Source organism: Streptomyces sp. NPDC045968 (genome assembly GCF_056430475.1).
This window is the reverse complement of the sequence record NZ_JBWKLF010000004.1, coordinates 410,379-425,115: the sequence shown is the minus strand read 5'-3', so window position 1 is coordinate 425,115 and position 14,737 is coordinate 410,379. Positions and strand designations below refer to the sequence as shown.

The following is a 14,737-nucleotide window of genomic DNA, read 5'->3' as shown; positions in this document are numbered from 1 at the left end:
TTACGGCCGGGGAGGCGTAGCCTTGATTTCCGCTGTCCATCACCTTGTGAAGCGGAAGAGGGCGGTTGCCGCCGTGTCGTCTCAGTCCCCCAGTAACTCGAGCATCTCGACCGACCAATCGGAGCAGGGGAACAATCCTGCCGCCGCATTCGGCCCCAATGAGTGGCTCGTCGACGAGATCTACCAGCAGTACCTCCAGGACCCCAATTCGGTCGATCGCGCCTGGTGGGACTTCTTCGCCGACTACAAGCCGGGCGCATCCGGCACGGCGGAAAAGCCCGGCACCGCAGCCGCGGGGGCTGCGGTGACGCCGGCTCCGGCCGGGCCCGCACCGACCCAGACCACCACCGCTGTCCCGGCCGCACCCGCGCAGACCCCGGCACCGGCCGCGGCGCCTGTCGCTCCGGCCCAGCCCGCGGCGACCGCTCCGGCGGCCCCCGCACCCGCGCCCGCCGCCCCGGCGGCACCGGCGAAGGCCGCGGCGGCCCCGGCCGCCGCCCCGGCGAAGGCCGCTCCGGCGGCCGAGGACCCGGCCGGCCCTGAGTACGTGACGCTGCGCGGCCCGTCGGCCGCCGTCGCGAAGAACATGAACGCCTCCCTGGAACTGCCGACGGCCACGTCCGTCCGCGCCGTCCCGGTGAAGCTGCTCTTCGACAACCGCATCGTCATCAACAACCACCTGAAGCGCGCCCGGGGCGGGAAGATCTCCTTCACCCACCTCATCGGGTACGCGATGGTGCAGGCCCTCAAGGCCATGCCGTCGATGAACTACTCCTTCGCGGTCAAGGACGGCAAGCCGACCCTGGTCAAGCCGGAGCACGTGAACCTCGGCCTGGCCATCGACCTGGTCAAGCCCAACGGTGACCGCCAGCTCGTCGTCGCGGCCATCAAGAAGGCCGAGACGCTCAACTTCTTCGAGTTCTGGCAGGCGTACGAGGACATCGTCCGCCGTGCCCGTGTCGGCAAGCTCGGCATGGACGACTTCTCCGGGGTCACCGCCTCGCTGACCAACCCCGGCGGAATCGGCACCGTGCACTCGGTGCCCCGCCTGATGCCCGGACAGGGCCTCATCATGGGCGTCGGCGCGATGGACTACCCGGCGGAGTTCCAGGGCACGTCGCAGGACACCCTGAACAAGCTGGGCATCTCCAAGGTCATGACGCTGACCTCGACGTACGACCACCGGGTCATCCAGGGCGCCGCCTCCGGCGAGTTCCTGCGCGTCCTGAGCCAGCTCCTGCTGGGCGAGAACGAGTTCTACGACGAGATCTTCAAGGCGCTGCGCATCCCCTACGAGCCGGTCCGCTGGCTCAGGGACATCGACGCCTCGCACGACGACGACGTCACCAAGGCCGCACGGGTCTTCGAGCTGATCCACTCCTACCGGGTCCGCGGCCACGTCATGGCCGACACCGACCCGCTGGAGTACCGCCAGCGCAAGCACCCCGACCTCGACATCACCGAGCACGGCCTCACCCTGTGGGACCTTGAGCGGGACTTCGCGGTCGGCGGTTTCGCCGGCAAGACGATGATGAAGCTCCGCGACATCCTCGGCGTCCTGCGTGAGTCGTACTGCCGCACCACCGGCATCGAGTTCATGCACATCCAGGAGCCGAAGGAGCGCAAGTGGCTCCAGGACCGGGTGGAGCGTCCGCGCCCCGCTCCGGAGCGCGAGGAGCAGCTGCGGATCCTGCGCCGCCTCAACGCCGCCGAGGCGTTCGAGACGTTCCTTCAGACGAAGTACGTCGGCCAGAAGCGGTTCTCGCTGGAGGGCGGCGAGTCCGTCATCCCGCTGCTCGACGCGGTCATCGACTCCGCCGCCGAGGCCCGCCTCGACGAGGTCGTCATCGGCATGGCCCACCGCGGCCGGCTGAACGTCCTGGCGAACATCGTCGGCAAGTCGTACGCGCAGATCTTCCGGGAGTTCGAGGGCAACCTCGACCCGCGGTCGATGCACGGCTCCGGCGACGTCAAGTACCACCTGGGCGCCGAGGGCACCTTCACGGGGCTGGACGGTGAGCAGATCAAGGTCTCGCTGGCCGCCAACCCCTCGCACCTGGAGGCCGTCGACCCGGTCCTGGAGGGCATCGCCCGCGCCAAGCAGGACATCATCAACAAGGGCGGTACGGACTTCACGGTCCTGCCCGTCGCGCTCCACGGCGACGCGGCCTTCGCCGGCCAGGGCGTCGTCGCCGAGACGCTCAACATGTCGCAGCTGCGCGGCTACCGCACCGGCGGCACGGTGCACGTGGTGATCAACAACCAGGTCGGCTTCACCGCCGCCCCGGAGTCCTCGCGCTCCTCGATGTACGCCACCGACGTGGCGCGCATGATCGAGGCGCCGATCATCCACGTCAACGGTGACGACCCGGAGGCCGTGGTCCGCGTCGCGCGGCTCGCCTTCGAGTACCGGCAGACGTTCAACAAGGACGTCGTGATCGACCTCATCTGCTACCGCCGCCGCGGTCACAACGAGGGCGACAACCCGGAGTTCACCAACCCGCAGATGTACACCCTGATCGACAAGAAGCGCTCGGTGCGCAAGCTCTACACCGAGTCCCTCATCGGTCGCGGCGACATCACGCTGGAGGAGGCCGAGCAGGCGCTCCAGGACTTCCAGGGCCAGCTGGAGAAGGTCTTCGCGGAGGTCCGCGAGGCCACCTCGGCGCCGTCCCAGCCGCACATCCCGGACGTCCAGGCCGAGTTCCCGGTCACCGTGAACACCGCGATCTCCACCGAGGTCGTCAAGGCCATCGCCGAGTCGCAGGTGAACATCCCCGACGGGATCACCGTCCACCCGCGCCTGATGCCGCAGATGCAGCGTCGCGCCGCCTCCGTGGAGAACGGCACGATCGACTGGGGCATGGGCGAGACCCTCGCCATCGGATCGCTGCTGATGGAGGGCACCCCGGTCCGGCTCGCCGGCCAGGACACCCGCCGCGGCACGTTCGGCCAGCGTCACGCGGTGCTCGTCGACCAGAAGACCGGCGAGGACTACACCCCGCTGCTCTACCTCGCCGAGGACCAGGCCCGTTACAACGTCTACGACTCGCTGCTCAGCGAGTACGCGGCGATGGGCTTCGAGTACGGCTACTCGCTGGCCCGCCCGGAGTCGCTGGTCATCTGGGAGGCCCAGTTCGGTGACTTCGTCAACGGCGCGCAGACCGTCGTGGACGAGTTCATCTCGTCGGCCGAGCAGAAGTGGGGCCAGACCTCCGGCGTCACGCTGCTCCTGCCGCACGGCTACGAGGGCCAGGGCCCGGACCACTCGTCCGCCCGCCCGGAGCGCTTCCTCCAGATGTGCGCGCAGGACAACATGACGGTGGCCATGCCCACGCTGCCGTCGAACTACTTCCACCTTCTGCGGTGGCAGGTGCACAACCCGCACCACAAGCCGCTGATCGTCTTCACGCCGAAGTCGATGCTCCGCCTCAAGGCGGCGGCGTCGAAGGTGGAGGAGTTCACCACCGGCGGCTTCCGCCCGGTGATCGGCGACGAGACGGTGACTCCCGAGAACGTCCGCAAGGTCGTCTTCTGCGCCGGCAAGGTCTACTACGACCTGGACGCCGAGCGCGAGAAGCGCGGGGTCACGGACACGGCGATCATCCGTCTGGAGCGTCTGTACCCGCTGCCGGGTGCCGAGATCCAGGCCGAGATCGCCAAGTACCCGAACGCCGAGAAGTACCTCTGGGCCCAGGAGGAGCCGGCCAACCAGGGTGCGTGGCCGTTCATCGCGCTCAACCTGATCGACCACCTGGACCTGGCCGTCGGCGCCGACGTCCCGCACGGTGAGCGCCTGCGCCGCATCTCGCGGCCGCACGGCTCGTCCCCGGCGGTCGGCTCGGCCAAGCGCCACCAGGCCGAGCAGGCTCAGCTGCTCGCCGAGGTGTTCGAGGCCTGATCAGCCGCCGCACGAACCGAAGGGCCCGGTCACGCAAGTCCACTTGCGTGACCGGGCCCTTCGGCCTGTCGGGGGTGTGGGTGCCGGTCAGATCATCTGGGGCTCGAAGTCCCAGAACGGCCGGTTCCGTGAACGGGCGGACACGGTGTGGACGTGCTGCGCGCCGAGGGTCGTCCCCAGGTCGGCCAGGGCCTCCGTCTCGACCTTCTCCGCCCGCAGCCGGTCTCGCAGACCGCGCAGGTCCGCCGCGTGCGCGATCCTGGCGGACAGGGTCAGCGGGTGGGTCCTGCCGAGGGCCTCGGTGGCGCGGGTGACCGTCAGCTCGGTGAGCGCGGCGGCCGATTCCGGGTCGCCCACCAGATTGCGCAGCGCCGAGGCGTTGATCGCGCAGCCCAGGGTCCAGGGGTGGTTCTCACCCACGGCCCGCGTCATGTCCGCGAGTGCCTGTTCGGCGAGCTGGTGGGCCTGGTCCCGCTCGCCGACATTGCGCAGGATCAGGGCGTGGTTGGCCCGGCTTCCCGCGACGTACTGGTGGCCCTCGCCGAGCATCATCAGATACCCGTTGACGACGTAATCGCTTATGGTCCTGGCCTGGTCGATGTCGGCGTGCTCGCGGGCGAAGCAGCTCTGGCCGGCCGCGAACATCAGGGTCAGCGGGTCCTGCTCGCCGAGGACGCGTTCGCAGCGTTCCAGGACCCGGGTGAACGCCGTCGCGGCCTTGCCGCGCTCGCCGGAGCGGTAGCGGCAGAGCGCCAGGTTGAACTCGGCGAGCAGGGTCTGCGGGTTGTCCTCGCCCAGCGCGATCCGGTGCACCCGCGCGCTCTGCGCCTGGAGCGACTCGGCCTCGTTGTATCGGCCGAGGAGCCGCAGGTCGGTGGCGTAGTTGATCTCAGAGATGAGGGTCCAGCCGTGCCGCGCCTTGAGCAGCTGGCGGCGGGCCTCCAGGGTGCGCCGGTTGAGCTCCAGGGACTCCTCGTACCGTCCGAGCAGGCGCAGTGAAATGGCCAGGTTGTTCTGGGCGTTGACGGTACGGGCGTCCTGCTCACCGAGCAGGTCGCGGTAGGACCCCAGGAGCCATCGGGAGAGCTCCAGCGCCTCGTCGTAGCGGCCCAGGCCGCGGAGGTCGGCGGCGAGGCCGTTGGCGGCCCGCAGGTGCTCCAGGTCCTCCGCGCCGCGCTCGGCGCGCAGATGGTCGACGACGGCCCGTTCCATGGCCTCCGTCTCGGCGTAGTCGCCCACCGCCCGCAGCAGGTTGGCGTAGTTGTAGCTGAGGTCCCACACCCGGGGGTGGGTCTCACCGAGCAGTTCCCGCCAGGCGGTCATGGCCCGCTCGCCGAGCTTGATGCCGGCCCGGTACTCCCCGGAGAAGTACATGTAGCGCAGGCAGTTGAGGACCAGCGTCTGTACGGCGGGGTCCCTGCTCCGGAGGACCTCGGCCCACTTCAGGTGGGGGGCGATCTCGGCGTACGCGGGCCAGTACACGGCGTCGATGGGACGCCCGGGGTCGGCGGCGGCCAGGGCCTTGCGGACGACGTCGATGAACTCCTGACGGTCCCGTTCGGGCATGTCGGTGCCGACGATCTTGTGGACCATGCGGTGCAGATAGATCGACTCGCCCGAGGAGGCGGCCTCCTCCACCGAGGACTCGTGGGACTCCAGCCGGACGACGGAGTACTGCCGCAGCTGACCGATCGCGCGGTTCCACAGCAGCGGGTCGTTCATCAGGCCGGAGAGCTGCTCGGGCAGATCACCGGGCGGCATCTCTTTCAGGAGCCGTACGGGGATGGACCCGGGGGCGAAGAAGCTGCACAGCCGCAGCAGGTCGACGGACTCGGGGACGGTCTCCCTGAGCTTGTTCAGCAGTATCGACCAGGCGGTCTGGAAGGCCAGCGGGAAGTCCGCGGACACCTTGACCACGTCCTGGTCGATGCCGCCTTCGAGGAGTTCGATGTACTCCGCGACCGACATGTCGGAGTCGTTGAGCCAGCCGGCCGTCTGGTCGAGGAGCAGCGGGAGGTCTTCCAGCGCGTTGGCCAGCTGATCGGCCTCGGTGTGCGTGAGGCGTGGAGCGCGGCGCCGGATGAAGGAGACCGATTCGTCGCGGTCGTAGACCGGAACCTCCACCAGGTGGCTGTTGTGCTCGCGCCATTCCGGGTTGCGGGAGGTGATCAGCACGTGTCCCGGGCCGGTCGGTACGAGGTCCCAGATCTGGTCGGGGTCGTCGGCGCCGTCCAGGATCAGCAGCCAGTGGGAGTGCGGCTGGCCGCGCCGCAGCGAGTCACGGACGGCGCGCAGCCGCTCCCCGTACTCGGCTCCGGTGACCAGGCCCAGTTCCGGGGCGAGTTCGGCGAGGCGCTGGCGGTAGAGGGCGCGGCGGTCTGCGGGCACCCACCAGACCACGTCGTAGTCGGAGCCGAAGCGGTAGACGTACTCCGCGGCCAGCTGCGTCTTGCCCACGCCGGACATGCCGTGCAGCGTGACGACGCCGGCACCGGGGCCCGCGCCCTGGAGGGCGTGGTAGGCCTCGCTGAGCAGGGCCTCACGGCCGGTGAACCGGGTGTTGCGGCGGGGCACCCGGCTGCTCCACACCTCGGGGGTGTCGGCCGGGAAGCGCGGCCCTGGCCGCCCCCCTTCCGTGCGGGGCAGCGGCTCGGTGGGCAGGCCGAGGTGGGCGAGCATGCGCCGCTCCGCCTCGTCCTCACCGACGTTGGTCAGATCGGCGGCGCCGAAGACCGAGGTGGCACCGGGCAGCGCGGAGGTGGTCACGGAGACGGCGGCGAAGCGCTCGGCCTCCGGAGCAACCACCGTGCGCAGCGCGCGGTTCCACTCGTCGTGGCTGCGGGGTCCCAGCTGGAAGTACCAGTCGCTCAGCACGACGAGGATGCGGCCGGGAGCCAGCATCACGTTCCGCAGTTCGTCCTCGAGAGTGGCCCCCGCCTGGGGGTCCCACCGCTGGTAGACGACCCGTACACCACGCCGTTCGAGACGGTCGCCGATCCAGGCCGCCCAGGCCCGGTTGAACCCGGCGAAACTAATGGTGACGGAATGCGTCCCGGTTGCTCCAACTTGCTTACGCGCTACGGGCATTCAACCGTCTCCCTGCATCGTTATAAGCCTAATCAACATACACCGACGACCGGACGGGTCCGCATGTTCCCGCAGTGACCGCAGCGCCTGTTCACCGTCGTTTCGAGTCGTTCCTCTGCTGCCATATCACCCGGGCCGTACGGACATACGCCCTCGCCCGCGCCTGATGCCCCGTTGGGGCCGGAGATTCCGCCAGACGGTGGTAGAGCGTGATCAACTCGTTGACGATCACCCGCCCCTCGGGCGTCAGGGCCCCGGACCCGGCCAGGACGGGCAGGACGGCACCCACCTGTTCGCGTCTGCGGGCGTGTTCGGACCAGGCCAGGTCCCGCCGGTCGGCGCGTTCGGCGCCGAGTGCGCACTGCTGCCAGTAGTCGGCCAGGGCGGCATGCGACACGGCGCCCTGGAGGAGCCCGTCGAAGGGGCGCGGGTCGGGCCGCCAGGGCGCGAAGTACCGCGCGTCCGGCCCCTCGTGGTGCAGCGGGGCCATCGCGCTCAGTGCGGCGATCTTGGTGTGCTGGAGTTCGTGCACGAGGGTGGAGGCGAAGTGGGCGGGTGTGGCGGGCCGGCTGCTGAGCACGGCGCCGAACGCCTCGCGCCGGGTGCCGCTGCAGTGCGCCGCCCCGCCGCCGGCCCGGCCGGAACCGGGCGGCGGGGTGAGGGGCACGAGACAGCGCAGCAGCACGGCGGCCTCGGTCAGCCGCTGGTGGCCGCCGGTACGCAGCTCGGCCGCCACGCCCGCCCAGGATTCCGCCCAGCTCCTGCGGTCCTGGCCGTCGACCCGGACGGCGGCGCTCAGTCCGTGGGGTTCGGGGCTGTCGCCGGCCGTCCGGTACGGATCGAGGTCGTCCATCGGGACGGGGGCGGCGCCGGACAGCAGCGGCGGCAGGGTGCGCGTCGGCCGCCAGCGCGGGTCCCAGGAGCGCGCCGTGCCGGATTCGAGCTCCACCACGATCTCCGCCACGCCCTCCTGACGGAACGTCACCTCAGCCTTGGCCGCGTCGACGCGCACCTCGCCGGGCCGGACGTCCAGCGCCCCGAGGGTGGGGAGGGACAGCACCGGTCCCCGTGTGGTGAGCCGGGCGGAGAAGGACAGCCGGGCACGGATCGCGGCGGCCGCCGCGAGCGCCCCCAAGTGGTCGAGGTCGGTGAGGAGTTCGGGTCCGGGGGCGGCGCCGGTGAGACCGTGCAGGCAGCGCAGGGCCCAGGGGCCGACGAGCGGGTAGAGCAGTACGGAGCGGGTGGCGGCCCGGTCGGCGCGGTCGGCTGCCTCCAGCAGTGCCCAGTCGGCGGCGACACGCTGCCGCGGCCCGGGCGGACAGACCGTGTCCGGCGCCTGGGACGCCGCGTCGAGCAGGGCCCGCAGGAGGACGAAGCGGCGCGTGTCCTGGTCGCGTACGAGCAGGCCGAGGGTGTCGGCGTCGCCTTCCGTGCGGCCGAGCGCGCGCAGTGCTCCTTCGGGCAGGGCCGCCGGGCTCACGCGGGGTCTCCCGCGGCGGCGTCGGCCAGCCGTCCGGCGATGTGGCGGATCAGCCGGTCGAGGTCGGCGCAGTAGACGGACGGGTTGGTGAAGCCGTGCCCCGCGCGGTAGCGGTGGGCGTAGTGGCCGCCGCCGCAGACCGTGAGCAGGGGGCAGCCGCGGCAGACCGGCGCGAGCGCGTGGGCGCCCGCCTGGCGGGCGGCCACGCCGGGGTGGCGCAGCGCCTCGTCGAAGGTGTGGCGGAAGACGTCGAGTCCGGTGGCCGCCGCCGTGTCGTAGGCGGACTTGAGCGAGTCGACCTGCTCGATGGCTCCGTCGGTCTCCACCACGACGGCGTTGACCGGGTCGAGGCCGAGGGATTCCGTGGCGGCGGGCAGCCCCAGCAGCAGGGCGAGGCACTCCTCGAAGAGCCGGACCCGGGTCTCGCGGCGCCCGGCCGGCCACCAGCGGTCGAAGACGGCGCACAGCCAGTCGCCGTACGGGGTGGGCCGGCCGGAGCCGACGGGCCGTGCCGGGGGCTCGGCCGGGGCGGGCAGTCCCGGGGGCGGTGCGGTCCAGTTGCCGTGCGGCAGCAGCAGGTCCAGGGCCGGGGGCCGCAGGGCGAGCAGCGACTCGTACATCTCGACCGGGTCGGTGCTCGGGTCGACCACGGTGAGGATGCCCGCGTACGCCTGCGGATGCCGCTCGGCGAGGAGCCGGGCGCCGCGCGACGCGGCGGGCCAGGAGGGGCGTCCCGCGTGGTCCAGACGCTGGGTGTTGTGGGCGGCCAGACCGCCGTCGAGGCTGATGCCGACGCGTATGCCGTGCCGGGCGAGGGTGGCGACGCGTGTGTCGGTGAGCAGGGTGGCGTTGGTCTGCACGGTGGTCCGGACGGTGCAGGGGCCAGGGACCCGTGCGCGTACCCGGACGGCGAAGGCGGCGAGCCGGTCCGCGCCCGCGAGCAGCGGTTCGCCGCCGTGCAGGACGAGCGCGACCTCGCTGAGCCGGTGGGTCGCCGCGTGCTCGCCGATGCGGGTGGCCGCGTGGTCCAGGACGGCGGGCGACGCGGCGGCGGGACGGTCGCGCCAGGTGTCGTCGGGGCCCTCGTAGAGGTAGCAGTACCGGCAGGCCAGATTGCAGCGTCCGTGCACCTTGACGATGAACTGTCCGAAAGGGACGGGGGTCACGGGGCCGCTGCGCGGCGCGGCGCTAGAGGTCGCCTTCCGGGACACTCCGGCACCCCCATGCTGTCCAGGCCCGCGTACGACCCCCGCCACCGGCCCGGGTACGGCCCCCGGCACCGGCCCGAATCGAGTATCCCTGGCCTGATACGAGCGCAAACCCGGCGGGGCGAGCACGTCCTGTTCCCGGGGACTCCCCGGCCGAAACCGACCGGGTCGCCCTGCCCGGGCACCCCGTTCAGAAGGCGCTCGTGAAACCCCACAGCGTCTCCCGCGGCTGCTCCGCCCGGTCCCGCAGATCCGCGACCACCGCGGAGAGCACGGGGTGGTCGAGGGTCCGCAGGGCCGCCAGATCGAGCCCGAGCAGGTCCGGCAGCGCCTCGGGTGCGCTGTCCGTCCCGGCGTGCGACGCCATGTCCGGCTCGGTGTTCTCGACGATCGACTGGTCCATCACGACTCCCCGTTGCTGTCGTACTCGGTTCGCGGCCGTGCGCCCGCCCATGGGCGCACACCCCTGACGTACTCCCCGTGGAACAGGGCTCCGAGCGCTCGCCGTTGAACGCTCATCGCCCCAGCACGCACCGTCGGACGCTCATGGCCCGAGCGCGAGCAGCCGCCCCTCGGTCGACTCGCCCTGCGCACCGCCTCCGTCGGGCAGCTTGCGCCACTCCTGGCGGGCGGCCCGGTACGCGTCGCGCGCGGCTCTGGGACGTCCCGCCTCCTCATAGGTCATACCCCGCCAGTGGTTGGCTGTAGCACCCAACTCCACCGCCTGTGCGCGTTCTTGCGGACCGTCCAGCTCCGCTTCCGCGGTCCTGGCGCACTCGGCCGCGTCACGGAACACCTCCGCCGCGTCGTCGAGCCGGGCCGGACGCTGGAGCACGCGGTAGGCGTCGAGATGGGAGCGGCCCAGTTCCAGCCAGCACCGCGCCGCCATCAGCGGTTCGCGCGCCTCCTGCGCGGCGAGGCCGAACAGATGCTCCGCCTCCCGCAGATCCACCCGGTCCTCGGTGGCACGGTGGCGCAGCATCACGGCACGTCCGAGGGCGAGCAGCCGGCCCGCCTGGCGCGGGCTGCCCGCCGCCGTCTCCGTACGGCAGTCGCGCAGCACCCGTACGGCCGAGCCGATCCAGGCGCGTCCGTCGGGCAGTTCGGCCCGGCGCAGCAGGGCGTTCCCCCATTCCGCGAGGAGGTCGGCGTGGTCCTGCGAGTCGCGGGGAACACCGCGGGCCGCCCGGGTGAACCAGTCGGCCGCCGTGACCAGTTCGGACGGGTCGCCGTTCTGCTCGTACCGTGCGACGTGGACGCGGGCCGCCCTGGTCTGGAGCTGGGCGCGCATCCGCTGTTCCCGTACGGTCTCCAGGGCCTGTTCGATCAGGGTCGCGGCCTCGTCCGGCGCGTCGCCGCAGCTCAGCAGCGCGTCCACCAGGTCCAGCAGGATCCGCACCTGGGTGCCGGTCGTGTGCTGGGGGCCGCTGGGGGCGAACGCCTTGCGCAGCGAGCGGGCAGCCTGGCGGGCGTACACCCGGGACTGCTCGGTGTCGTTGGTCGCGCCGGTCAGCCGGAGCAGCACACGGCCGTGGGTCAGCACCAGGCTCGTGGGGCGGTTCTCCTGGTCGGGCCAGACGTCGGCGAACGCCTCCAGCATGCCGACGGCCGCCTGGAGCAGGGCGGTGTCGCCGCCGAGCCGCCACTGCGCCTCCAGGGCCCGCACCCGCTCCAGCGTGAGCCGCAGGGCCTCCGCCGGGTCCAGGCCGGGAGCGGCGCAGGCCACGGTGTACTCGCGGTCCGCGCGGCGCAGCAGGTCCAGGGCGCCGCGCCGGTCCCCGCGCCGCCGCCGGTCGTCCGCGGCGGCGTGCAGCACCTTGGCCAGGACCGCCCGTTCGCGTACGGCCCCGGGGTGGGAGGCGGCACGCTCGGCGGCCTCCTCGGACTCCCGCAGCAGGTCGCTGCCGCCCTGCACCTCCCAGAGCCGCAGCAGACAGCGCGCGTACTCGGCCCACAGCTCCGGGTCGGAGACCGAGACCTGGTCCCGGTAGGTGGCGCCGCGCAGCAGCTGCACGGCGTCGATCAGATACTGCACCATGCTGTCCGACTCGAACTGCCGCAGCAGTGCGCGGGCCCGGACCACCGCCGTGGTGGTCGTCGGGTCGGGCTCGTCGCGCCCGCGCCGCTCGCCGTAGTACGCGAACTGCTCGGGCAGCGGCATGAACCGCTCCAGGACGCGCGCCGCGACCTCCGCGAAGGGGTGCGGGGCGCGCGAGCCGCCGTTCTCCCCGTCCGCCTCGGCGTCGGCATCCGGGTCAGGATCGCCGCCGGCCGGGCGTCCCGTGCGGTAGGCGGAACCGGTCCGCGCGTCGCCCAGTTGGGCCAGGGCCAGCGCCGGGAAGTTCGGGCCCGCCTTGCCGAAGCGCTGCTCGATGTACTCCGAGCAGTGTTTGAGTACGAGCAGGGCCTCGTCCCGGCCGAGCGGTCCGAGCAGCGCCTCCTGGACGCCGGGCGTGAACTCGTACCACTGCCCGCCCTCCGCGCCGTCGTTCCTGCTGCGGGTCAGCAGCCCGCTGAGCAGCACCTCGGCCAGTTCGGAGGGGCCCGAGTCCGGCAGCATGGTCCGCTGCACCAGCTGCATCACCGGCAGATAGAGCGGCGCGGCGGCGAGGTAGACGGCCAGTTGCCCGGCGGCCGGGGAGGCCGCCGAGCGGAACCTGCTGACCAGTTGGAGCGAGGACGGCCGGCTGCCGGTGCGCGGCGGTGCGGCCGCGGGCTGGTCGGCGCGCACCCAGCCGACGGCTCCGGAGATACGCCCCCCTCCGGTGCCGGCGAGCAGCCCGGCCCAGGCGGCCAGGGCGCCGGCCACGGGTGGCAGCACGGGGACGGCCAGCGCGCCGTCGGGCGGCTTCGGGAGTGCTCCGCCGTCCGCGGCGACCTTGATCACGGCTCCGGCGCTGCCCTCGCCGCGGGAGAGGACGCCGTAGGTGACGGGCAGTCCTGTGCGGTTCCACATGCGCTGCGGCAGCGGTTGCAGGACGGCGGTGGGGGCCTGGCGGGCCAGGTGGTGTAGCAGCCGGTGGGCCTGCCCGCTGTGCCATATGGGTCCGGCGCAGTCACTGACCAGGACGGTGACCCGGCGGCCGGTGGGGTCGCTGAGCCGTTCGGCGGAGTTCAGCGGCGCCGCGCCCGGGTCGGGGCTGCGGCTCACGGCGGGCGCGCCGTCGGGCCCCTGGTGCAGATAGCGCACCTGGACGTCCCGGAAGGCCCCCAACTGGCTGAATATCTGCTGGAATTCGGTGAACATCCGGTCCCAGACCCGCATGGACGACGAGGCGTCCATGACGAACTGGAGGAGTGCGTCGGCGCGGGCCACCCCACGGAACACCGGAATGATCAGTCCCCCGGCGCGTGCGCTGAGTTCCGCTGTCGCCACCTCGTCCAGCGTGGTGCGCAGCGGCGGCGCGGCGGGCCGGTAGCGCTGCAACGGACGCAGGGCACGCTGGAGTTCGAGCAGGGCGGGCAGGGCCGGCGCCGCCGGGACGCCCAGCGGAAGCGCGGACGCGCCGCCCGCCCGGCCGACGCGGTGCCCGGTGCCGCCCGAGCGGTCCGGATCGTCCGCGCGCGGCCCGTCCGGGACCGGGTACAGGGAGATGCGGCGGTCCGGGCCGGCGGGCTCCGGCCGCTCCGGAGCCTCTTCCTCCGGCGGCTCCCCCGGCGCGCCCGTGCGGCCGGCGGGGCCGGTGGCGGGGCCGGTGGCCGTCGCCCCGCCCGGCCTGCCGCTGTGCGCGGCCGGTCCTTCGGCACCGTCCGGCGACGCACCGGGGACCTGGGTCCACCGGGCCAGCCAGAGGGCGTCGCAGAGCTGCTCGGCGTCGGGGTCCAGCCCACCCTCACGGAGGCGGGCGACGAGCGCGGTCAGCAGGTGCCCGTCGTGGCGCTCCGGACCCCCGTCCGGTCCGTGCCGTCCCGTGACGTCGGGCATCAGTGCATCACCTCGGCCGGTCGAGTCGCTGGATGAGCAGGTCGGCGAGGCGGTCACGGCCGGCCGGGGCAGCGGCGCCGGTGAGGTAGATCGCGTTCAACAGCTGGTCGGTGGCGAGCAGTTCACCGCGTGAACGCTCCAGGAAGTGCGTGATGAGGTCGTCCCCCGAGCGGGCCGCCTCGTCCCCGAGGTGCGCGCGTACGAACGTGGCCAGCCGCTGGTGGTCGGGGCGGCCGAGCTCCAGGTGGATGCAGCGCCGCATCAGGGGGGCGGGGAAATCGCGCTCGCCGTTGCTCGTGAGGACGATGAAGGGGAAGGCCGAGCACTGCACCCGGCCGCCCTTGATCGCGACCTTGTTCCCGTCGTTGTCGAGGACCACCGCCTCCCCGTCGGGCAGCCGGTCGGCGATCCGCTCCAGCTCCGGAATGGCGAACTCGCCCTCCTCCAGGACGTTCAGGAGGTCGTTCGGCAGGTCGATGTCGCTCTTGTCCAGCTCGTCGATGAGCAGCACCCGCGGCCGGTCGGATGGCAGCAGTGCCGTACCGAGCGGCCCGAGCCGGATATAGCTGCCGATGCCGTCCGTCGGGTCGGCTCCGGCCGCGGCGACGGCCCCGCCGTGCGCGGCGATCTGGACGTCCTGGAGCCTGGCGATGGCGTCGTAGTGGTACAGCCCGTCGAGCAGCGTGGAGCGGCTGACGATGGGCCAGCGCAGCACGCGGCCGAGGCCCAGTTCATGGGCGACCGAGTGGGCCAGGGTGCTCTTTCCGGCGCCCGGGCTGCCGGTGACCAGCAGCGGCCTGCGGAGGTAGAGCGCGGCGTTGATCATTTCGAGTTCCTCGGCGCCCGGCCGGTGCAGCTCGGCCATGTGCCGGTGACTGCCCAGCCGCCGGTCGGCGGAGCCGTCGGCCTCACCGTCCACGGGGGTGCCGCGACCGGCGAAGTCCCGCCAGGGCGGCGGCGCGGGCAGCCGTTCCAGACCCTCGTGCGGTTCGCCGGCGCCTCGGTAGATGAGCCACTCACTGGGTTCACTCATAGCGTTCCTCGTCGTCGCTCGTCCAGCGGGGAGGCGGTTGCCAGGCGTGCTTCACGGTAGCGAGCCGGTGCACGCACCGTAAGGGGCGGGCCGGAGCCTGCGG

The 14,737-nt window shown here is 72.4% G+C and carries 7 protein-coding genes; 1 reads left to right on the top strand and 6 read right to left on the bottom strand.

The annotated features are described in order from the left end of the window. Window positions 1-73: 73 nt before the first annotated feature. The gene (locus tag AC07FA_RS14780; protein WP_479075685.1) at window positions 74-3,901 is read left to right on the top strand and encodes a multifunctional oxoglutarate decarboxylase/oxoglutarate dehydrogenase thiamine pyrophosphate-binding subunit/dihydrolipoyllysine-residue succinyltransferase subunit; all 3,828 of its coding nucleotides are present in this window, start codon (window positions 74-76) and stop codon (window positions 3,899-3,901) included. Between the two features lie 87 nt (window positions 3,902-3,988). Here AC07FA_RS14780 and fxsT read toward each other — a convergent pair whose 3' ends face one another. The 6 genes from fxsT to AC07FA_RS14750 form a co-directional block, all read right to left on the bottom strand. Then, window positions 3,989-6,988 carry an FxSxx-COOH system tetratricopeptide repeat protein gene (gene fxsT, locus AC07FA_RS14775; protein WP_479075683.1) on the bottom strand — a complete coding sequence of 1,000 codons (3,000 nt, stop codon included), beginning with the start codon at window positions 6,986-6,988 and terminating at the stop codon, window positions 3,989-3,991. A gap of 91 nt (window positions 6,989-7,079) precedes the next feature. Continuing rightward, window positions 7,080-8,468, bottom strand: coding sequence for an aKG-HExxH-type peptide beta-hydroxylase (locus AC07FA_RS14770; protein ID WP_479075681.1), 1,389 nt, complete (start codon window positions 8,466-8,468; stop codon window positions 7,080-7,082). After that, entirely contained in the window at window positions 8,465-9,634 is a 1,170-nt protein-coding gene (locus AC07FA_RS14765) for an FxsB family cyclophane-forming radical SAM/SPASM peptide maturase (RefSeq protein ID WP_479075679.1), read from the bottom strand. The genes AC07FA_RS14770 and AC07FA_RS14765 overlap by 4 nt, the downstream gene beginning before the upstream one ends. Window positions 9,635-9,866: 232 nt before the next feature. Then, a complete protein-coding gene (gene fxsA / locus AC07FA_RS14760; protein ID WP_479075677.1) occupies window positions 9,867-10,079 on the bottom strand; it encodes an FxSxx-COOH cyclophane-containing RiPP peptide in 213 nt (70 codons plus the stop codon). Between the two features lie 141 nt (window positions 10,080-10,220). After that, window positions 10,221-13,601: an SAV_2336 N-terminal domain-related protein gene (locus tag AC07FA_RS14755; protein WP_479075675.1), complete on the bottom strand. Its 3,381-nt coding sequence runs from the start codon at window positions 13,599-13,601 to the stop codon at window positions 10,221-10,223. A gap of 7 nt (window positions 13,602-13,608) precedes the next feature. After that, window positions 13,609-14,634: an AAA family ATPase gene (locus AC07FA_RS14750; RefSeq protein WP_479075673.1), complete on the bottom strand. Its 1,026-nt coding sequence runs from the start codon at window positions 14,632-14,634 to the stop codon at window positions 13,609-13,611. Window positions 14,635-14,737 lie beyond the last annotated feature (103 nt).

Bases quoted from the DNA above. Each gene is read 5' to 3' on its own strand.
- fxsT (WP_479075683.1), bottom strand. From the start codon at position 6,988: ATGCCCGTAGCGCGTAAGCAAGTTGGAGCAACCGGGACGCATTCCGTC.
- fxsA (WP_479075677.1), bottom strand. From the start codon at position 10,079: ATGGACCAGTCGATCGTCGAGAACACCGAGCCGGACATGGCGTCGCAC.
- AC07FA_RS14755 (WP_479075675.1), bottom strand. From the start codon at position 13,601: ATGCCCGACGTCACGGGACGGCACGGACCGGACGGGGGTCCGGAGCGC.
- AC07FA_RS14750 (WP_479075673.1), bottom strand. From the start codon at position 14,634: ATGAGTGAACCCAGTGAGTGGCTCATCTACCGAGGCGCCGGCGAACCG.